The 20,482-nt window shown below is 63.4% G+C and carries 19 protein-coding genes; 9 read left to right on the top strand and 10 right to left on the bottom strand.

Annotated elements, in window-relative coordinates; genetic code table 11:
• Window positions 1–11: 11 nt before the first annotated feature.
• Window positions 12–680 (top strand): dihydrofolate reductase family protein, encoded by a 669-nt coding sequence (locus FPZ54_RS16745; protein ID WP_145848963.1) that lies wholly within the window; start codon window positions 12–14, stop codon window positions 678–680.
• A 1-nt stretch (window position 681) separates the two neighbouring features.
• Here FPZ54_RS16745 and FPZ54_RS16740 read toward each other — a convergent pair whose 3' ends face one another.
• Window positions 682–1,290: a J domain-containing protein gene (locus tag FPZ54_RS16740; protein ID WP_145848962.1), complete on the bottom strand. Its 609-nt coding sequence runs from the start codon at window positions 1,288–1,290 to the stop codon at window positions 682–684.
• A 36-nt stretch (window positions 1,291–1,326) separates the two neighbouring features.
• Between FPZ54_RS16740 and FPZ54_RS16735 the strand changes: the two genes are divergently transcribed.
• From FPZ54_RS16735 to FPZ54_RS16725, 3 genes are all read left to right on the top strand, one after another.
• The gene (locus FPZ54_RS16735) at window positions 1,327–1,611 is read left to right on the top strand and encodes a BolA family protein (RefSeq protein ID WP_145848961.1); all 285 of its coding nucleotides are present in this window, start codon (window positions 1,327–1,329) and stop codon (window positions 1,609–1,611) included.
• Between the two features lies 1 nt (window position 1,612).
• On the top strand, window positions 1,613–2,512 hold the full coding sequence (locus tag FPZ54_RS16730; RefSeq protein WP_145848960.1) for a pirin family protein: 900 nt from the start codon (window positions 1,613–1,615) through the stop codon (window positions 2,510–2,512).
• Between the two features lie 186 nt (window positions 2,513–2,698).
• Window positions 2,699–3,586, top strand: a complete 888-nt coding sequence (locus FPZ54_RS16725; RefSeq protein WP_145848959.1) for an alpha/beta fold hydrolase — start codon at window positions 2,699–2,701, stop codon at window positions 3,584–3,586.
• A 5-nt stretch (window positions 3,587–3,591) separates the two neighbouring features.
• Here the strand turns inward: FPZ54_RS16725 and FPZ54_RS16720 are convergent, their stop codons facing one another.
• Complete coding sequence (locus tag FPZ54_RS16720) at window positions 3,592–4,623, bottom strand: M48 family metallopeptidase (RefSeq protein ID WP_145848958.1); 1,032 nt, start codon at window positions 4,621–4,623, stop codon at window positions 3,592–3,594.
• Window positions 4,624–4,738: 115 nt separating this feature from the next.
• Here FPZ54_RS16720 and FPZ54_RS16715 point away from each other — a divergent pair, with 115 nt between their 5' ends.
• The gene (locus FPZ54_RS16715; protein WP_338419527.1) at window positions 4,739–5,470 is read left to right on the top strand and encodes a metallophosphoesterase; all 732 of its coding nucleotides are present in this window, start codon (window positions 4,739–4,741) and stop codon (window positions 5,468–5,470) included.
• Between the two features lie 224 nt (window positions 5,471–5,694).
• Window positions 5,695–5,940 (top strand): hypothetical protein, encoded by a 246-nt coding sequence (locus tag FPZ54_RS16710; protein ID WP_145848956.1) that lies wholly within the window; start codon window positions 5,695–5,697, stop codon window positions 5,938–5,940.
• Window positions 5,941–6,091: 151 nt separating this feature from the next.
• Here the strand turns inward: FPZ54_RS16710 and galU are convergent, their stop codons facing one another.
• Window positions 6,092–6,961: a UTP--glucose-1-phosphate uridylyltransferase GalU gene (gene galU / locus FPZ54_RS16705; protein WP_145848955.1), complete on the bottom strand. Its 870-nt coding sequence runs from the start codon at window positions 6,959–6,961 to the stop codon at window positions 6,092–6,094.
• A gap of 97 nt (window positions 6,962–7,058) precedes the next feature.
• Between galU and FPZ54_RS16700 the strand changes: the two genes are divergently transcribed.
• Window positions 7,059–8,102, top strand: a complete 1,044-nt coding sequence (locus tag FPZ54_RS16700) for an NAD-dependent epimerase/dehydratase family protein (RefSeq protein ID WP_186456808.1) — start codon at window positions 7,059–7,061, stop codon at window positions 8,100–8,102.
• Window positions 8,103–8,155: 53 nt separating this feature from the next.
• The gene (gene wecB, locus FPZ54_RS16695) at window positions 8,156–9,286 is read left to right on the top strand and encodes a non-hydrolyzing UDP-N-acetylglucosamine 2-epimerase (protein ID WP_145848954.1); all 1,131 of its coding nucleotides are present in this window, start codon (window positions 8,156–8,158) and stop codon (window positions 9,284–9,286) included.
• On the opposite strand, the gene FPZ54_RS16690 is transcribed toward wecB, so the two are convergent.
• From FPZ54_RS16690 to cysD, 3 genes are all read right to left on the bottom strand, one after another.
• Window positions 9,279–9,995, bottom strand: coding sequence for a 3'(2'),5'-bisphosphate nucleotidase CysQ (locus tag FPZ54_RS16690; RefSeq protein ID WP_145848953.1), 717 nt, complete (start codon window positions 9,993–9,995; stop codon window positions 9,279–9,281). The genes wecB and FPZ54_RS16690 overlap by 8 nt on opposite strands.
• 229 nt (window positions 9,996–10,224) lie before the next feature.
• Window positions 10,225–12,138, bottom strand: coding sequence for a sulfate adenylyltransferase subunit CysN (gene cysN / locus FPZ54_RS16685; protein ID WP_145848952.1), 1,914 nt, complete (start codon window positions 12,136–12,138; stop codon window positions 10,225–10,227).
• Window positions 12,138–13,034, bottom strand: a complete 897-nt coding sequence (cysD, locus tag FPZ54_RS16680; RefSeq protein WP_145848951.1) for a sulfate adenylyltransferase subunit CysD — start codon at window positions 13,032–13,034, stop codon at window positions 12,138–12,140. Before cysD ends, cysN begins: the two co-directional genes overlap by 1 nt.
• Window positions 13,035–13,200: 166 nt before the next feature.
• Here cysD and FPZ54_RS16675 point away from each other — a divergent pair, with 166 nt between their 5' ends.
• Complete coding sequence (locus tag FPZ54_RS16675) at window positions 13,201–14,532, top strand: UDP-glucose dehydrogenase family protein (protein WP_145848950.1); 1,332 nt, start codon at window positions 13,201–13,203, stop codon at window positions 14,530–14,532.
• 184 nt (window positions 14,533–14,716) lie between these two features.
• On the opposite strand, the gene FPZ54_RS16670 is transcribed toward FPZ54_RS16675, so the two are convergent.
• Genes FPZ54_RS16670 through FPZ54_RS16655 form a run of 4 tightly spaced genes read right to left on the bottom strand, consistent with a single transcriptional unit; the run spans window position 14,717 to window position 20,304 of the window.
• Window positions 14,717–15,934: a hypothetical protein gene (locus tag FPZ54_RS16670; protein WP_145848949.1), complete on the bottom strand. Its 1,218-nt coding sequence runs from the start codon at window positions 15,932–15,934 to the stop codon at window positions 14,717–14,719.
• A 9-nt stretch (window positions 15,935–15,943) separates the two neighbouring features.
• Window positions 15,944–18,142, bottom strand: coding sequence for a GumC family protein (locus FPZ54_RS16665; protein WP_186456807.1), 2,199 nt, complete (start codon window positions 18,140–18,142; stop codon window positions 15,944–15,946).
• Between the two features lie 49 nt (window positions 18,143–18,191).
• The gene (locus tag FPZ54_RS16660) at window positions 18,192–18,899 is read right to left on the bottom strand and encodes a polysaccharide biosynthesis/export family protein (RefSeq protein WP_239019613.1); all 708 of its coding nucleotides are present in this window, start codon (window positions 18,897–18,899) and stop codon (window positions 18,192–18,194) included.
• Window positions 18,900–18,948: 49 nt separating this feature from the next.
• Window positions 18,949–20,304 (bottom strand): O-antigen ligase family protein, encoded by a 1,356-nt coding sequence (locus FPZ54_RS16655; protein ID WP_145848946.1) that lies wholly within the window; start codon window positions 20,302–20,304, stop codon window positions 18,949–18,951.
• Window positions 20,305–20,482: the final 178 nt, after the last annotated feature.

The raw sequence follows: 20,482 nt of genomic DNA, 5'->3' as shown, positions 1-20,482 counted from the left end.
GGAGCCTCATCATGCCACGACGCATTATCGGCGCGGCCTTCGTCAGTCTCGACGGGGTGATGCAGGCACCCGGAGGGCCCGAAGAAGATTGGACCGGCGGGTTCGAACAGGGCGGCTGGCTTGCCGCGCTGTTCGATGAGGGGATCGGCAATCAGGTCGATACGGTGTTCAAGCCGCCCTTCGACCTGCTGCTCGGCCGACGCACCTATGAGATTTTCGCCGCCCACTGGCCCTTCGCGCCCGAGGGAGATGAGATCGGCGACCTGTTCCGCACGATCCGCAAATATGTGCTTACCAGCCGGGACGCTCCGCTGGAGTGGGAGGGCAGCGAGCGGCTGGCGGACCTCGACACGCTCGCCGCCCTCAAGGAGAGCGAGGGACCAACTCTGGTGATCCAGGGCAGCTCGACACTCTATCCGCAGCTGCTCGCGCGCGGGCTGCTCGACCGCATCGTCACGATGACCGCGCCGGTCGTGCTCGGCACCGGCAAGCGGATGTTCGGCGACGGCACACCGCCCCGTTCGCTCGAACTGGTCGAACATCGCATCACGCGAAACGGCATCGCGATGGCGACTTTCGACGTGAAGGGCTCGGTCGAGATCGCCGACTTCCAGTTCGCAGAACCGACCGCTGCGGAAGTAGCACGGCGGGCACGGATCGACGCGGGCGACGGCTGGTGACTCAGGCGAAGGCGGGCGAGCCTTTGAGCTGTTGATACGCCTCGATTACGCGTTGTAGCGCGCCTTCATGGCTGCGGTCGCCGCCATTGCGGTCGGGATGATATTTGCGGACCAGCTCCGAATAGCGGCGGCGCAGTGCCATGCGATCGGCATCGGTATCGAGCGCGAGCGTGCGCAATGCCTCGCGATCCTTGCCCGATAACGGCTTGGCGTCCTTGCGCTCTTCGGGGCGGGCGGCGCGGAAGCGCGCGCCGATCGCGTCGAGGGGATCGGCGAAATCGGCCCAGCGCGGCGGCCGATCGGCGCCGCCCGTGCCGCTGAAGGCGCGGGTCTCGCTCTCCCACCCGGAATAGGGACGCTGTGCCTCATGGATCTCGTCGGGGCTCATCCCCGAGAAATAATTATAGCCCGAATTGAACGCGCGGACATGGTCGAGGCACAGCCAGCGATAGGCGCCCGGCCCGTCATAGCCGCCCCGCGGAGCCGCGGCGGCAGGTGCGCGAAATTCGCCCGGCTCATCGCAGCCCGGCTCCGCGCAGAGGCGCCCCGGCGCCTCGACACGACCATGGAAACGGGCATTGGGACGATCCTTACGCGGCACGCGAGACACTCTAACTCCAAAGCAAAAGCGGCCTATATAGGCGCGATGACCGACACTTCTACCGGCCCGGTGGCCAGCGAAATCACCGCCCGCCTTACCCAGGCGCTCGCCCCGTCGAAGCTCGACGTGATCAACGACAGCGCGAAACATCGCGGCCATAGCGGCGACGATGGCAGCGGCGAATCGCACTTCACCGTGGCGATCGAAAGCGCGGCATTTGCGGGCAAGTCGCGGCTCGAACGCCAGCGGCTGGTCAATCGCGCGCTAGGCGATCTGATGACCGAAAAAATCCACGCCATGGCGATTCGCGCCACCGCCCCAGGGGAATGACATGAGCGACGATCTCTTCACCCATACCATCACGCCCACAACGCACGACCTGGGCGGTTTCAAGGTTTATCGCACTCTTCCCTCACGCCCGCGCACCATGGTTGGGCCATTCATCTTCTTCGATCAGATGGGTCCGGCGCATCTTGAGGTCGGGACGGGCATCGATGTCCGGCCGCATCCGCATATCAATCTTGCCACCGTCACCTATCTGTTCGCGGGCGCGATGGATCATCGCGACAGCCTCGGCACCTTTGCGACGATCGAGCCCGGCGCGGTCAACCTGATGACTGCGGGCAACGGCATCGTCCATTCCGAACGCTCCCCCGCCGATGTGCGTGCCGCCGGACCCGAACTGTCAGGCATCCAGACCTGGCTCGCTTTGCCCGAGCGGTTCGAGGAGATGGACCCGGCGTTCGAGCATGTCGCCAAGGCCGACCTGCCGTTGATCGACAGCGACGGGGCAAAGGCGCGGGTCATCATGGGCTCGCTATGGGGCCAGACCGCGCCGACCACGACCTATGCCGGGACGATCTATGCCGATATCGTGCTGGACCCGGGCGCGAGCGTGCCGATCGACGCCGATGCGGACGAGCGCGCAATCTATCTCGCGCTCGGCCAGGCCAGTCTCGACGGGGTCGAACTGGAGCCGCAGACGCTCTACGTCCTGCGCCCCGGCGTCGCCGCGCGGCTGACGTCGCGTGACGGGGGCCGCGTGATGCTGTGCGGTGGCGAGGCGTTCAGCACCCCGCGCCATGTCTGGTGGAATTTCGTTTCGTCCGACCGCGACCGGATCAACCAGGCCAAGGAGGACTGGAAGGCCGGGCGGTTTCCAAAGGTGCCGGGCGACGACAAGGAATTCATTCCGATACCCGAGGTGCCGAAGACGGTGAGTTATCCGTGAACTCAGGACGCCCTCCTTTACCGTCATGCTGAGCTTGTTTCAGCATCCACCCGCCACCAGCGGCTCAGTCGCCTGTGGAAAGCGGATCCTGAACCAAGTTCGGGATGACGGCGGGGGAAAAGGACTTGAACGCCACAGCGGAGGGTGAAACAAACCGCATATTCGAAAATGGCGGGAGAGGCATCGATGTCGGCGTTCAAACTTAACCGAATCGCCCTGTCCACCGGGGTCGAACTCGACGTGGCTACCGCGGGCGACCCCGCCGCCCCGGCGATCGTCCTGCTCCACGGCTTCCCCGAATCGCACCGCACCTGGCGCCACCAGATCCCCGAACTCGCCAAGACCCATTTCGTCATCGCCCCCGACCAGCGCGGTTTCGCCCGCTCGTCCAAGCCCGAGGGGGTGGAGAACTACACCCCCGACAAGCCGGTCGCCGACCTGCTCGCGCTCGCAAGTCATTTCGGCAAGGAGCGCTTCGTCCTGGTCGGCCATGACTGGGGCGGGGCGATTGCCTGGATGGCCGCGCTCCAGCATCCCGACCGGATCGAGAAGCTGATCATCGTCAACGCCCCCCACCCCTTCGTCTTCCAGAAGTCGCTCTTTGACGACATGGAGCAGCGCGCGGCGAGCCAGTATATCCGCGCGTTCCGCAATCCGGCGCTCGACGCGCAGATCGCCGCGATGGGGGTCGATCGCTTCTTCGACACGACCTTTGCCAAGCACACCGACCCCGAACTCGTCGCGCCCGAGCGCGCCGCCTATATCGACGAATGGAGTCAGCCCGGCGCGATGACGGCGATGCTCAACTGGTACCGCGCCAGCGCGATCACCGTCCCCGCGATGGACGAGACGCCCGAGCGCCCCGCCTTTCTCGACGCCCCCTTCCCTCCGCTGCAAATGCCGGTGCTGGTGATTTGGGGTATGCGCGACACCGCGCTGCTGCCCGTGCAGCTTGACGGGCTGGACGCGCTGATTCCCGACCTGTCGATCGTCCGAATCGATGCCGGGCATTTCGTGCCTTGGGAAAAGCCCGCACCGGTGACGGAGGCGATGCGGAGCTGGCTCGCTGCCTGATCGCCTCAGTCGCGCGGAATCAGGTCCTTCCACTCGCCGGTCAGCGGCAGATCACGCTCCGCCACAAACGGCGCAGGCGGCAGCACGGCGCCCGCAGCGGCGATCTTCGCCTCCTCCGCCTGCATCACGCGCAACCGGTCCTTCCAGTGCGGATGCGACCGGCTCTGAAAGATGCCCGACATGCCCTTCGCCACCGGATGCTGCCAGAACCGGCTGGCGAGGTCCGCCGGATAACCCGCCCGGGCGAGCAGATGCACCGACAGGATATCCGCCTGCAATTCGGTCTGGCGGAACAGGCCGACATTGCGTCCGAACCCCGATGCGAACCCGAAATCGGCTCCCATCGCGTCCAATCGCTCGCGGTGGCGAAGGATATTGTGCGCCAGTTCGTGCGCGACGGCAGCCGCGACCAGTTCATCGCCGAACCGGTCGTAATAGCCCGAGGTGATACGCACCAGATCACCATAGGCGCGGGCATCGAGCCCCCCATCGATCAACAGCTCGTAGCGCGTGCGGCACGCCGGAACCGGATACACAATGACGCTCAATCGCTTTCCGCCCCGACGGAGTTCGACGGGGATGGGCTGGGCAGGCGGGAGCGCTGCAACCGCCGCGACAAATTTGGCCAGCGTGTCGATCGAAGCCGTTTTCGACAGCGCGTCGTCGGGGCGCACACCCCCTACCGACACCACGCTGTCATCGGCACGAATGTCGGCGCGCTCGGCCGGACTGCCCGGCACGATGCCCTCCACGGCTAGCGTACCGGCGAAGGCGAAGTGGGTCGCGACCAGTCCCCGGTTGTCGACCGCATATTGCGCGAGCGTATGGAACTGCATCCCATGGCCCGGCTCCAGACGGTCGCACAGCGCGGCATTGGCGGTGCTGAGACGAAAGCCGGTGACGGCGAGCGTCATATCCGCTTCGCGAATCGCCTCCATCATGGTCGCGTCCAGCGCCTGTGCGCGCGCAATTCCCGGTACCGCCGCGACCAGGCACGCCACCGCGAGCGAAAGGATCAGACGAATCCGGATCAGCATGATACAGGCCTATGCCGCGTTGCAGTTGCGCTGGGAAGCAGGTCGGCGCTAAGGGCCGGTGGAACGGTGATTTTCAATGTTGCGGCGGCTGTTTTCATCCCTTGCGCCCGCTCCGGTGCGCGAAACCCCGATCGGATCGATCCCGCCCGGGCAACGTGTCTATGCGGTCGGTGACATTCACGGGCGTCTCGACCTGCTCGACGACCTCCTCGATCGAATCGAGCGCGACGACGCCACCCGCGCGCCCCTCGACACGACATTGATCTTCCTCGGTGACCTGATCGATCGCGGTCCCGATTCGGCACAAGTGGTCGAACGGCTCCGCCAGCTCTCCGCGGCGGTCCCCGCGATCCGCTTTCTGCTGGGCAACCATGAAGAGGTTTTCCTCAAGGCGATGGCCGATGAGAAGGGGGCGCTCCCGTTCTTCATCCGCATCGGCGGGAAGCCGACCGCGCTCAGCTACGGGATAACCGAGGCGGAATATCGTGCCTGCGACTATCCCGCGCTGCTCGCCCTGCTCCGTGCCCGCGTCCCGCAGGAGCATCTCGATTTTCTGTCGCGGTTTGAAGACCTTATCGTGATCGGCGACTATGCGTTTGTACATGCCGGTGTCGATCCGACGCGTCCGCTCGATCAGCAGCGGATCGGCAGCCTGCGCTGGATTCGCGAGGAATTTCTGAGCCATCGCGGCGTATTGGAGAAGATCATCGTTCACGGCCACACGGTGACCGAGGGGGTCGAGGAACGCGGACATCGGATCGGCATCGATACCGGTGCCTATGCGTCCGGGCGGCTGACCGCGATCGGCCTGGAAGGCAATTCCCGCTGGTTCCTGCAAACGCAATGAGTTGCCATGAAAATTTAACAGTTTATAAGCATAGCCGCGATGCTTTGATGGCTTTGCCGATTTCGTTGCTGTGCGCCGAAATTGTGTGGAACCCATCAGGGATTTGGGTGTTCAAGCGTTGTTGCGAGGAAGATCGATTGGGCAGTTTGCCTGTTGAGGTTGCCGCGCGGCTATGTCATAGGGCGGCGTGAGAACACTGCGTAAGAATAAAGAGGGAGCTATTTATGCGGTTGGCGAAATTGATGATGGCCGTTGCGGCCTGTTCGCTTGCAACGACCCCGGCGCTGGCCGCGTCGTCGGCGTCCAAGCTGTCGGTCTCTGAGGCTTCGACTGCGCGCGTCGGCACGCCGTCGGGCAAGGCGAACAAGCAGGCGGGTGGCTTCCCGTTCCTGATCGTGTTCGCGGTGATCGCGGTTGGCCTCGGCATCTATGTTGCCGTCGACAGCGACGACGAACCGACCAGCCCGTAATCGGCCTGTCGGAACAGAATTTTGAAATGGCGGCTCTCGGGCCGCCATTTTTTTTGCGCGCGGCGAATCGATTACGCGACCAACGATGGGCGCGATCAGGCCCCAGGTGGGGGAGCGGGCCGGTGCCGATTCAGCCAAGCTGAAAACGAGCCTATCCGAGCAACTCGCGCGCGAATGCCCGAACGGCGGGACCGATATCGTCGCGCGTCAGCGCCAGCGCCAGATTGGCCTGCGCATAACCCGCCTTGTCCCCGCAATCGTAACGCGTCCCCTGAAAGGTGACGCCGTGGAACGGCTGTCCGCCGATCATCTTCGCCATCGCATCGGTGAGTTGAATCTCGCCCCCGGCCCCCGCCTCCTGCGTCTCAAGCACCCGCATCACCTCCGGTTGCAGGATATAGCGGCCGATCACCGCCAGATTTGACGGGGCGCTACCGGGCTTGGGCTTTTCGACCAGCCCACGTACTTCGGTCAGTGTGCCGTCGCGCGCGCCGGGCGTGATGACACCATATTTGTCGGTCTGCGAATCGGGGACTTCCTGTGCGCAGATCAGATTGCCGCCGACGCGATTATAGGCATCGACCATCTGTTTGAGGCACCCCGGCTGCCCGACCATGAAATCATCCGCCAGCAGCACCGCGAACGGTTCGTTGCCCACGATATCGCGCGCGCACCAGACGGCATGGCCGAGGCCCATCGGTTCCTGCTGGCGGACATAGGCAATTGCGCCGGGTTTGAGCCGAGTCGGTTCGAGGATTTCCAGTGACTTGCCGCGCGAGGCCATCGTCGCCTCCAACTCATAGGCCACGTCGAAATGATCCTCGATCGCGGATTTTCCGCGTCCGGTGACAAAGATCATCTGTTCGATCCCCGCCTCGATCGCCTCGTCCACCGCATATTGGATGAGGGGGCGGTCGACGACCGGCAGCATCTCCTTGGGCATCGCCTTGGTCGCGGGAAGAAAGCGGGTGCCAAGTCCACCGACGGGAAATACGGCCTTGCGCAACGGTTTGATGTTCATTCCGATCCTCCAGACGCTGCGCATAGCCGAACAGCAGCGTAGAACAAGGCGATGATTTGGGCTAGGCGCGCCTCGATCTGATAGGGAGCGTCCGTTTATGAATGACCTGAAGAATCGCCGCGTGCTGGTTACGGGGTCCGCCGGATTCATCGGGTTTCACACGGCGAGCCTGTTGCTGCAATCGGGCGCCCAGGTTCTCGGGATCGACAATTTCACTCCCTATTACGACGTCTCGCTCAAGGAACAGCGCAACGCGATCCTGACCAACCATCCCAATTTCCAGCTCGGCCGATTGTCGATCGAGGATGCGCCCGCGCTCGAAAGGGCGTGGCGTGACTTTGCGCCCGATGCGGTGATCCACCTCGCCGCCCAGGCGGGTGTGCGATACAGCATCGATCACCCGGCCGATTATGTCGGCACCAATATCGTCGGCACCTTCAATCTGTTCGAACTGGCCCGGCACAATCCCGTTCGCCACTTTCTCGCGGCCTCGACCAGTTCGGTCTATGGCGCGAACACACAGATGCCGTTCGAGGAGACCCAGCGGACCCAGACCCCGATGAGCCTCTATGCCGCCACCAAGGGGGCGACCGAGCTGATGGGTCACAGCTATGCCCATCTGTTCGGCATTCCGATGACCTTTTTCCGCTTTTTCACCGTGTACGGCCCTTGGGGCCGCCCCGACATGGCGCTATTCAAATTCGCCGATGCCATGCTCCGCGACGAACCGATCGATGTCTACAACAACGGCCAGATGACGCGCGACTTCACCTATGTCGAGGATCTGGTGCGATCGATCACCGATCTGATCAGCGCCGTGCCGGGCGACACCCCGGTCGAAGGCGACAGCCTGTCCCCCGCCGCGCCGTTCCGCGTGGTCAATATCGGTGGCGGCACCCCCACCCCGTTGATGGACTATATCGCCGCGCTCGAGGAGGCGCTTGGCAAAACCGCCCGCAAGAATTTCCTGCCGATGCAGGCCGGCGACGTCCCCGCAACCGCAGCTTCCCCCGCACTGCTGCGCGCGCTGACGGGCCGTGCGCCGATCACGCCGGTGAAGGAAGGCGTGTCCGCATTCGTTCAATGGTATCGCGAACAGGCGGCACGCGATGGCGTGGCCGTTGCGAACGCAGACCATTGAGCCGGGTGCACGCGATCCGGTTCACACTGGCCTGATTGGCGGGGCGGAAGACCGTGTCTGCCCCGCCCCGCACGCTTGTCATTTTCGGGACCCGACCTGAAGCAATCAAGCTGTTCCCGGTGGTGGCTGCGTTACGCGCGCTTGGCGGTATAACGGTGCGGACCTGCGTCACGGCCCAGCATCGCGCCCTGCTCGATCAGATAATGTCGGCCGCAAATATCGTTCCAGATATCGATCTCGATCTGATGGAGCCCAACCAGTCGCTCGATCGGCTCACCGCGCGTCTTCTGACGGGGTTGGGAAGGACGCTTGACGCAGAGCGGCCCGACCGCGTCATCGTACAGGGAGATACCGCGACCGCGATGGTCGGCGCGCTGGCTGCCCATTATCACCGCATTCCAGTCAGCCATGTCGAGGCGGGGTTGCGGTCGGGCGACAATTGGCGCCCCTGGCCCGAAGAGGTCAACCGCAAGATCATTGCGACGATCGCCGACCAGAATTTCGCACCGACATCGGCCGCGGCCGACGCGCTACGACGCGAAAATATCGATCCGGCAACCATTTATATTACGGGGAACACCTCCATCGACGCGCTGTTGGCCATGCGCGCACGGATCGCTGCGGAACCGGCCCTCGCGGCTGGACTCGAGTCGGTTGAGCGACGCTTCAGCACGAAGAAACTGATCCTCGTCACCGCGCATCGCCGGGAAAGTTTCGGTGCAGGCATGGAAGCCATTGCCCAGGCAATTACCCGAATTGCAGACCGAAAGGACGCCGCGATCCTGTTTCCAATGCACCCCAATCCGAATGTGACGCGCGTAATGGATCGCATGATCGGCGACCAGGCGAATATCGCGCGGGTCCCACCACTTCAGTATCCGCAGTTCATTCGTGCGCTCGGTCTTTGTCACCTCGTCCTGACCGATTCGGGCGGCGTCCAGGAAGAAGCACCGGTTCTGGGCAAACCGGTCCTGGTAATGCGCGACACGACGGAACGTCCGGAAGGTATCGTCGCAGGAACAGCACGGCTCGTCGGCGCCGATTGCGAACGGATCATCGCAGAAGTGGAGCGGCTTCTCGACGATGAAGAAGCCTATCTAGCGATGGCACGCGCACATAATCCCTTTGGCGACGGCAATGCCGCCGGTCGCATTGCCGCAATCGTCACGAAGTCGCTCAGTTGAACCGCTTTACCTTCGCAAGCACCGCATCGGCCAGTTCGCGGCGACAGATCAGCAAATCCGGCAATTCGCGTTCCGGCCGGTTATAGACGATCGGCGACCCGTCGATCCGGGAAACGTGCAACCCTGCGGCTGCGGCAACCGCGGCGGGAGCGCAATTGTCCCACTGATATTGGCCGCCCGAATGAAGGTAGATATCGGCGTCACCCAGCACCACCGCCATCGCCTTCGCCCCAGCCGAACCCATTGCAACCGTTTCCGCCCCGAGAGCTTCGGCGACCTTGCCGCACAGGCCCGAGGGCCGCGTGCGACTGACCAACATGCGCGGTGGGTCGTTCGCGGGCGCCAGTTCGGGCGGGGCACCGGTCGAGAGGGTGACGCCGCGTCGGGGAAGCGCCACGGCACCGACCACCGCTACCCCATCGATCGACAGGCCGATGTGCACCGCCCAATCATCCCTGCGCTCACCAAATTCGCGGGTCCCATCGAGCGGATCGACGATCCATACGCGGCGCGACTCGAGCCGGGCGGGATCGTCGCTCGACTCCTCCGACAGGATGGGATCGTCGGGCCGCGCGTCCCGTAACATGCGCAGAATCAGTGTGTTCGCCTCACGGTCGCCACGCGCGCCATCTGCGCTTTCCTGCTGAAGCGAAAGAAGGAACGCGCCCGCCGCGCGGGCAATATTCGAGGCTAAATCCGCATCGGTCATGCGTCCTGTCTTCCGACCGGTGACTGCGGCTTCAGGATTTTCCGATTTCGCGGCGTTTCGCGTCCGGATGTCCCAACATGCGAAGTTTGCGCCAATGGCGCCGTCGCCAATTTACGGCGCCCCAACCCACTCCGGCCATCAAGCCAACCACAATCAAGCCATACGCAACCCACTCGCGGGTTTCGAGCTCCAGCAACGCGCAAACTCCAACATAATCCGCTGCAAACGTTCACAGCACGGGCGACCAGATACCCAGGATATGCTCGATGATCAATTCGGCAGCGTCCTCGGCTGTCATCTGTCGCGTATCGATGTGGATTTCAGGATTTTGCGGCGGCTCATATGGGCTTGAAATACCGGTAAAATTCTCGATCTCGCCTGAGCGGGCCTTCTTATAGAGACCCTTGACGTCACGCCGCTCGGCCTCCTCGAGCGGCGTGTCGATGAAGATTTCGAAAAACTCGCCCTCAGGCAGCATCTTGCGCACGAGGTCGCGTTCAGCGCGGAACGGAGAGATGAACGCGGTGAGGACGATCAGCCCTGCATCGCACATCAGCTTCGCCACTTCGCCGACGCGGCGAATATTCTCGATCCGGTCGGCGTCGCTGAACCCAAGATCCTTGTTAAGGCCGTGACGGACGTTGTCGCCGTCGAGCAGGAAACTGTGCTTGCCCAGCGCGTGCAGCTTTTTCTCGACCAGATTGGCGATGGTCGATTTGCCTGATCCCGACAGGCCGGTGAACCAGAGGAGGCGAGGGTGTTGCCGCTTCTGCGCGGCGTGCGCCTCGCGAGTGATCTCCACCGCCTGCCAATGGACGTTCTGCGCGCGGCGCAAGGCGAAATTGAACATACCGGCTGCGACCGTGGCGTTGGTCAGCTTGTCGATAAGGATGAACCCACCCAGATCGCGATTCTCGGGATATGGTTCGAACACGACGCCACGGTCGGTATAGACCTCCGCCACGCCGATATCGTTGAGGCTCAGCGTCTTCGCACTCAGCTCCGCCATGGTGTTGACGCAGATGATGTGGCGCGGTGGCTGCACCGTCGCGCTCACCGTCTGGGTGCCGAGCTTGAGCCAATAGGCGCGACCGGGCAGCAGATCCTCCTGATCCATCCACACGATCGTGGCCTGGAACTGGTCGGCGACTTGGGGCGGCGCATCGGCCGCGGCGATCACGTCGCCGCGCGAGCAATCGACCTCATCCGCCAGCGTCAGCGTGACCGACTGGTCGCGCCCGGCCCCGGCAAGGTCGCCGCCATGGGTGACGATCCGCGCGACGGTGCTGGTGCGACCCGACGGCAGGATTCGCACCGCATCCCCGGGCTTCACCGATCCGCTGGCGATCGTGCCCGCAAAGCCGCGGAAATCGAGGTTGGGGCGGTTGACCCATTGCACCGGCATCCGGAACGGTCGCGGGGCATCATCGTCACCGACCGGCACGCGCTCGATATGATCGATCAGCGCGGGGCCGGTATACCAAGGGGTGTTGTCGCTGGGCGCGGTAATGTTGTCGCCCTTGAACCCCGAAATGGGGATGGCAGTGAAATCGGCGATGCCGATGCCCTGCGCAAAGGTTCGATAGTCGGCGACGATCGCGTCGAACGTCGCGCGGTCATAGCCGACCAGATCCATCTTGTTCACCGCCAGCACGATGTGGCGGATGCCGATCAGGTGGGCGAGGAAGCTGTGCCGCCGCGTTTGCGTGAGTACGCCCTTGCGCGCGTCGATCAGGATCACGGCAAGGTCGGCGGTCGATGCCCCGGTGACCATGTTGCGCGTGTACTGTTCATGCCCGGGCGTGTCGGCGACGATGAATTTGCGCTTCTCGGTCGCGAAGAAGCGATAGGCGACGTCGATGGTGATCCCCTGCTCGCGCTCGGCGGCGAGGCCGTCGACGAGCAAGGCGAAGTCGATCTCGCCCCCTTGCGTCCCCACCCGCTTCGAATCGGCTTCGAGCGCGGCAAGCTGATCCTCGAAGATCATCTTCGAATCGTAGAGCAGCCGCCCGATCAGCGTCGACTTGCCGTCGTCCACCGACCCGCAGGTGATGAAGCGCAGCAGCGATTTCGACTGATGCTGTTCGAGATAGGCGGAAATGTCGGACGCGATCAGCGCATCGGGGCGGTAGGAGGAAGTCATCAGAAATAGCCCTCCTGCTTCTTCTTTTCCATCGACGCCGCCTGATCGTGATCGATCGCACGCCCTTGCCGTTCGGACGTCGTCGTCAACAGCATCTCCTGGATCACATCGTCGAGCGTCGCCGCCTCGCTCTCCACCGCGCCGGTCAGCGGGTAGCAGCCGAGCGTGCGGAAGCGGATCGAGCGCAGCACCGGCTCCTCGCCATCCAGCGGGAACCGGTCGTCATCGACCATCAGCGTGAGGCCACCACGCACCACCGTCGGACGCGGCGCGGCGAAATAGAGGGGAACGATCTCGATCCCCTCGGCGCGGATATACTGCCAGATGTCGAGTTCGGTCCAATTCGACAGCGGGAAGACGCGGATGCTTTCCCCTTTGGCTTTGCGCGCATTGTAGAGCCGCCACAATTCCGGCCGCTGCGCCTTGGGGTCCCAGCGGTGGCTGGCGGAGCGGAAGCTGAACACGCGCTCCTTCGCACGGCTTTTCTCCTCGTCGCGCCGCGCGCCGCCGAACGCCGCGTCGAAGCCGAACTTGTCGAGCGCCTGTTTCAGCCCCTCGGTCTTCCACATATCGGTGTGCAGCCCGCCATGATCGAACGGGTTGATCCCGCGCGCCATCGCCTCGGGATTGTGGTGGACCAGCAACTCCATGCCCGCGTCGCGCGCCGCCTTGTCCCGCAATTCGTACATTGCGCGAAATTTCCACGTCGTATCGACATGCAGCAGCGGAAATGGCGGCGGCGCGGGGAAGAACGCCTTCTTGGCCAAGTGCAGCATTACAGCGCTGTCCTTGCCCACCGAATAAAGCATCACCGGACGCTCGGCCTCTGCAACCACTTCGCGCAATATGTGAATACTCTCGGCTTCAAGCCGGGCCAGATGAGTCAGGACGTCCATGACGCCGATCTATGGATCACGCTTACCTGCTGCGATCTAGTATTTGTTTAGGCCGCCTGAAGCCACATGCGCCCATGGGCGCTGCCCTTCCCACGCCATTTTTCGGTCGCATGGCCCGCGCCAGCTGTGCATAGGGCCACGAGCGGCTGCGACGAAAGGATTCTGCGTGCGTATTGCGATGATCGGCACGGGCTATGTGGGTCTGGTTTCAGGAGCGTGCTTTTCCGATTTCGGCCATGACGTGGTGTGCGTGGACAAGGATGCGCGGAAGATCGAGCTGCTGCATCAGAATGTGATGCCGATCTACGAGCCGGGCCTGGCCGAACTGGTCGCATCGAATGTGAAGGCCGGCCGCCTGTCCTTCACCACCGATCTGGCCGAGGGCGTCAAGGGCGCGGACGCCGTCTTCATCGCCGTCGGCACGCCCAGCCGCCGTGGCGACGGTCATGCCGATCTCTCCTATGTCTTTGCCGCGGCCGAGGAGATCGTCGCGGCGCTCGATGGCCCCGCCGTCATCGTCACCAAATCCACCGTTCCGGTCGGGACCGGCGACGAAGTCGAGCGGATCGTTGAGCGGATTGCACCTGCCAAGGGAATCAAGGTCGTCTCCAACCCCGAATTCCTGCGTGAAGGCGCGGCGATTGCCGACTTCAAGCGGCCCGACCGCGTCGTTGTGGGCAGCGAGGACGAGAATGCGAGCCAGGTTATGCGCGACATCTATCGCCCGCTCTCGCTCAACCAGTCGGCACCCGTGCTGTTCACCGGCCGCCGGACCGCCGAACTGATCAAATATGCTGCCAACGCCTTCCTCGCGGTCAAGATTACCTTCATCAACGAGATCGCGGACCTGTGCGAGCAGGTGGGCGCGGATGTTCAGGAAGTGTCGCGCGGCATCGGCATGGACAACCGCATCGGGCGCAAATTCCTGAACGCCGGCCCCGGCTATGGCGGGTCGTGCTTTCCCAAGGATACGCTGGCGCTGCTCAAGACCGCAGACGACAATGAAACGCCGTTGCGGATCGTCGAGGCGACGGTGCAGGTCAATGACAGCCGCAAGCGCGCAATGGGCCGCAAGGTTATCAAGGCAATGGGGGGCGAGGTCCGCGGCAAGACGGTCGCGATCCTTGGCCTGACGTTCAAGCCGAATACCGACGATATGCGCGACGCCCCCTCGATCGCGATCATCCAGACGTTGCAGGACGCGGGCGCGACCGTCCGCGCCTATGATCCCGAGGGGGTTGAACAGGCAAAGAGGGTGCTGAAGGACGTCGCGTTCTGCGCCAGTCCCTATGAGGCGGCGGATGGGGCGGATGCGCTCGTGATCGTCACCGAATGGGATGAATTCCGCGCACTGGATCTCGGACGGATGAAGGCCGTACTCAATCGACCGCTCCTGGTCGATCTGCGCAACATCTATCCGGCCGAGGAAGCGAAGCGCGCGGGGTTCGCATTGATCGGGATCGGAAAGCCCGCCGAGTCGGCCCCTGCCGCGGCCTAAGGTCGCAAAGATACGCGGCGAAGCGATCAGGTCTTGGCAGTCGGCGCCACTGATCTTGTTTTCCGTGAACCCGCCGGGGGCCACGCGCGTCTGGCGAACCGCTCGGCATAGCGTCAGCGACGCGCAAAGCAGATTTAGAGTCGTTTTCAGCTGTACGGCACCGGCCTGCTAGCCTGAAAATAACTTAACCGCCGGTGATCTGAAGCGAATCGATCCAGGCTTGCGAGCGTTCGGTCGGCGCCAGAATGATGCGCAGCCATTGCCCGCCGCAGTTACGTGGAACCTCGAACCGCATCTCGAACGCCGAACCCTTTTCGTTCGCCGCGGGCAGGGGGCGCCGGATCAACTCCGCTCCTTCGACGCAGTCGACCTGGATCATCGGCTGTTCCATCACCCCTGCGCCGGTCGAGCCCGCCACCCCCTTCAGCGTGTAGCGCCCGGGCGCGAGAATCAACAGCTGACGCGCGACTTCGCCGCCGCCACTTGCATTGGAGCGCAGAACGAGACGCGGATCGTCGCCGAATACTTCCTTGCCGGCCGACAATTCATAGTCATCACGAAACCACCAGTCGAACGGAAGCGGAGACCGGTCGCCACTGAAATCGCCGTCCCGCAATGCGGCGGCCTGTGTCGATTCCAACCGCTTGGTATCCGCATAATAGGCATAAGCGGACTGATAATGCCGGTCGGCGATCAGACGACGAATAATCTGCTGAACGAAGTTCGTTTCGGCTTCGTCCGACATAGCGAGGCGCAAGGTTCGTCCGATCGCCAACAGCGCGCGCGAATCGCGGACATCCTTGATCGCCAGGGCCAGGAACTGGCGCCACCAGTCAGGTCGCGGTGCGAGGATCGTGTTCAGGGCAGGCAGAATCTGCGGATCGTCCGCAGCGGCGACCAGCGTCGGTAGCAGATAATCCGCCGCGCTCTTCGACGTCCGGAGCGCACGGTCATAGTGGCTGAGCGCTGAAGGGATATCGTTGCGCCGTACCGCTTCCTCGATCAGCCAGATTTGCGTCGGAAGGTGACGACGCGACAGGAATTCGGAAGCGCGGAACAACCGGGCCGCACCAGCCTCGTCCTCCTTGTGGGCAGCGACCAGCGCCAGCGCGTTGACGGCGTCAACGCTCAACGGGTCCCGCGCGAGCGCCGCTTCGGCCAACCCGCTTGCCTGATCCAGGTCGCTGGCGCTTGGCTCTTGCTTCAGCACCAGTCGGTTGGCGACCATCGCCTTGGGCAGCCCGCCCCAGGGCCACCAGTTCAACGCCACTTCCGGCTTCGGCTTTGCAACCGTCAGCGTCAGCGTAATGCTGATCGACAGATAGACGAGCAGCGCGGCACCGATTGCCACGCCGACGAGACGCAGCGTCCGGAGGAGGGGGTTATCGGATGTCGATAGCATCGATCGACGTCACTCCGTCCCCTCGCCGCTTTGGCGACCATAGCCATAGCCGTAGCCGTAATCATAGCCATAGCCATAGTGCGCGCGTTTGGTGTTGAACTTCGTGGCGATCACGCCGAGCAGATGCGCATGGGCTGCGCGCAGGCGGGAGAGCGCAACGCGCGCGACGCTCTTGCCCGTCGAATGGGCTTCGACGACGAAGACGACACCCTCCACCTTGCTCGCGATCAGCGGCGAGTCCGCCAGACCCATTACCGGCGGCGCATCGACGATGACATGGTCGAAACGCTCGATCAGCTCGCCGATCAGCCGTTCAAACCGGTCGCCGGACAAAAGATCGGCAGAGTTGGGCGGTTGCGGCCCCGCCGGCAGCAACAGCAGCTCGGAATGCCCGGAGCGGCGCAGCATCGATTCGACATTGTTATCGCCCGACAGATAATTGCTGAGGCCCGTGGCGCCATCCAGTTCGAGCATACGATGCAATGACGGCGACCGCATGTCACCATCGATCAGCACCACCCGCGCGCCGGCACGCGCAAGCGAATTCGCGATCGCGTAGGATGTTGTCGATTTGCCCTCGGCCGGCTTCGAGCTGGTAATCGCCAGCGAACGCGGAAAGCCATGCTCGGTCGCAAAAGACAGGCTGGTCCGAAGCGACATATAGGCTTCGGTCATCGACTCCTTGGGATCAGCGAGCAAAATCAACGGATCCGCATCCACCGCCCTTGGAACCGTTCCAAGGAGCGGGGCACCAAGCGCCTCCGGAATCTCCGCCGGGTCGTCGAAGCTGTCGCTCAACTGTTCGAGCAACACTGCAATCAAGCCACCGAGGCCGATGCCGATCAGCAGGCTGAGCAGCAGATTGATCATCATCCGCGGGCTGGACGGGCGAACGGGGCGCTCGGCCGGATCGACGATGGAAATATTGTTGACGCCAACGCCACCGGCGACACCGATCTCCTTGTAGCGCTGAAGCAGGCCGTCATAGAGTTCGCGGTTGGTATCCACTTCACGCTTAATGATATTGTACTGGATGCTGCGACGGCGAACGTCGAGCATTCCCGACTTCAACCCATCGACCTGCGCTTGCAGTTGCTGCTCGCGGTCGAGGGCAGCGCGATAAACCTGGGAGAGCGCGCCCTTGACGCGCTGCTCCTCCGTCGCGATCGCCCGATCGATCTGGCGAAGCTGCTGCTGCAACGCGCGCGCGGGTGGGTAATCCGGCTCGAACTGCTCCAGCATCTTGGCATATTGTGAGGCGAGGTCAGCGCGCGAGGTCCGCAGTGCGGAAATGGCAGGATTGCCCAGCGCCTCGGCGACCTGTCCGCCGCTCGATCCAAGGCGACTCTCTGCCTGGATTCGGTCGGCCGTCGCCCGAGCCAACTCCTGGTTCAGCGTCGTCAGATTCTCCGCGATCAACGACCGTTCCGAACTGGGGGCACCGCCGGTTCCGCCGGTCGCTTCCACCGGGAGATTCACGATGCCCTGTTGCTCGGCATAATTGACGAGCTGCCGCTCGGCTTCCTCAATGCGCTGACGCAGTTGCGCGAGGCGATCCTCGAGGAATTTGCGCGCATAGGAGGTGGTTTCGAAGCGGCGCTCAAGCGTACCGGCGATGAAATGCTGTCCCCACGCATCGACCACGCGCTTCGACAGGTCGGGGCTGGGGCTGGTATAGGAAATCTCGACCAGACGCGAAAAACGCTGCGAATCGACACGGATATTGTTCAACACCATCTGCGTCGCAGCGCGCAGGCGCCGATCGGCCTGCGCGGCAATCGGCCGTCCATTGGAAAAGCCGGTTTCGACGATGCCCGATTGATAGAGTTCGAAGAATTTGGGATCGTCGTGGAGCCGCAGGTCGCGAACCACCCGCTCGGCGAGCGAACGCGACTTGAGCAGGCCGAACTGGGTTTCGTAGAATTCAGGATCGATCGCCCGGTCCGAGCCGGCTTCCGCCCCGCGGACATTGGTGAAATTCTGGGATTCCCGCTGTATCTCAAGCGTCGCGGTCGCCGTATAGAGCGGCGTGGCGAGCAAGGTCAGCACCAGTCCGATCAGGAAACAACCTACAACGGAAGCGATAATCTCCCACTTCCGCTTCCGTGCGATTCCGAGAATATAGATCAGTGGCGAGATACGGGGCGTTTCGGCCGCCGGTGTCGGCTCGTCCAATTCCCTGGCGAACATCTCGCGGGACGCGGGCATTCGCCCCCCCCGCTCGGCTGGGATCACATTCATCAGACGGGCCTTCTTTTTATCGTATCAACGCCACGACAGGCGCGGTGATAAGAGCAGACGATGCCAGCACGTCCTTAAAGACACGCCGCGCGCGCGACTCCCCGACGACAATCACATCGTTGGTGTAGATTTCCGGATCCGGATACATGCCTAGCCGGATCGCGCGCAGATCGTAGAGCGTCGCATATTCGCGGCCACCGGAGCGGCGAAACACGACCACATGGTTCTCTCGCGCGAATTCGGTGGTGCCGGATGCACGGGCGATCGTGCGCATGAGGGACATCCGGCCCAACACCGGATAGGCGCCTGGCTGCGACACCGCGCCGTCCACCGTCACGACCTGGTTGGCGGCGACCGCAACGCCGACGGTCACGCGCGGATCGCGCACATATCCCTGACGCAGCCGATCGGCGATCACATCCGAAAGCTCGGATGCGGTCAGCCCCGATGCCTTGATCTGACCGGCAAGCGGCAATGCCACCTGTCCCGAAAGATCGACGGTCAGCGTTCGCGACAATTCGGGCAAGCCATAGACATCGATCACCAACTGATCAGACGGACCGATCACATAGGGCCGCGCCGGGACTGTCAGGTCCTCGCGCGTGGGGGCGGGCAACTCGCCGCCCTCAACCAGTTGAAGATCGGGACGCCCGATAAAGCTGGGGTTACTGCACCCGCTGGTCAGCGCGCCAAGGATCGCCAAGAGAAACAGCCGCTTCCGCACATTCACCTTCCCGATCTGCACGCGCGAAGAGCGCGTTGGAGCGTTACCCTCAACGTACCTGTGTTGCAACCGCTGCGCCAGCGTTTCGCGTCCCGGTGATCCCAAGCTGAAGCAGCACGCACAGCGCCGCGAATACGGCGCCGAGGAATGGCGTCCGCAACGGATAATCGGTGAGGCTTGCCAGCAGCAGGATGAGCAGCGCCGACGCGGATGCTCGCGCAATCACGGCATCGACAGGCCCCGACACGACCCGAAATGCGCGAATCGTCGCCCAGCCCCACCAAAGCAGGAACGCGGCGAGAATAAGCAGGGCGGGGACTCCCCCGGTAATCGCCAGTTCGGCCAGGTCATTGTGCGCGTTGTTGAGATAGGTCCCGGAAAGCGCCGAATCCGGCTCATAGCTCCGGAAAAGATGGTCGAACGTGCCGAAGCCGCTTCCGACCGGCATCAAGTCGCGAATCATGTCGAGAAAGATCGGCAGGCTGGTAAATCGCTGCTCCTGCTCGACCTCCAGATCGAACACGCGATCGATCGACTGTGCCCGGCCCAGGAACATGACCGCAGCTGCCGCGACGGCAAGCGCCAGGGTGACGATGCCGACCAGGACAGACACGCCGAACCGTCCCCGCCCGCTGCGCGGTCGCCCACCAAATGCCGCCAGCGCGATCGCAAGGCACAACAGGACGAGCCCCGCGCGCGAACCCGAAACCAGCGTCATCACGACGATCAGCATCGCAAAGATACCCGCAATCACGTTCCGCGCGAACGCACGGCGCGCGTCCGCGGAGGGCAACTCGACCCAGCACCGCAACAGCGGAAGGGTCATCGCGAGAAAGGCGGCCTGATGATTGCGGTTCGCCAAAAACCCGATCGGTGCATCGCGATTGGCATATTGATGAAAGTAAAAGGGCGACACTTCCCCTGACGCCATCTGTACCGCTCCAAGAAAGGCGCTCGCCGCGGCGAACAGCGCGAGGATCGGGATCAACCGCGCGCGCTGCTCGCGATCCGACTCGCCGAGGCCGAACAGGATGATGGCGGGCGCCAGCAACAGCGTCAGCAGGCTGCTCCAGGTCCTGTCGGGGGCAAGGCTCAGCGCGTGCCAGGGAATGTCCATGCCGGCTGCAGAATAGATTTCCGCGAATTTCTCACGCCCGGGCAATCCCGCCCACAAGGTCGGCGGCAGCGGCACCAGTTGCAGGGCGATCCAGGCGGCCAGCGACGCCCACAAAATTATCAGCCACCGCACCGGTTGCAGCCCGCGCGGAGGGAAGAAGGCGAGAAGCGCAGCTGCCAGCAACACCAGCAGCGGTCGCAATGCGAGCAGCAGGATCGAATCATGACGGGATGACCCGCCCAGCAGCAAGCACAGGGCAAGCGCCGCAACGACGATCCAGAAACGCATCGCCCCGCTGTCCCGCAACGGGAGGGCGCCAACATGCTCGCGTGGTCGAAAGGCCAAGTCGCTCACCAGAAATCAGAATGCCCAAGCCCAGTCCCTAGGCGAAGGGCGTCATGCGGACAAGCGACGCGAACCACGCGCAATGCCGGGTTTCCCCGTTGCGCCGATGCGGCTAGGGCAA

It is taken from the genome of Sphingomonas suaedae (genome assembly GCF_007833215.1).
Lineage (GTDB): Bacteria > Pseudomonadota > Alphaproteobacteria > Sphingomonadales > Sphingomonadaceae > Sphingomonas > Sphingomonas suaedae.
Note: the sequence above shows the minus strand (reverse complement) of the source record. Positions and strands in the feature narration are given on the sequence as shown.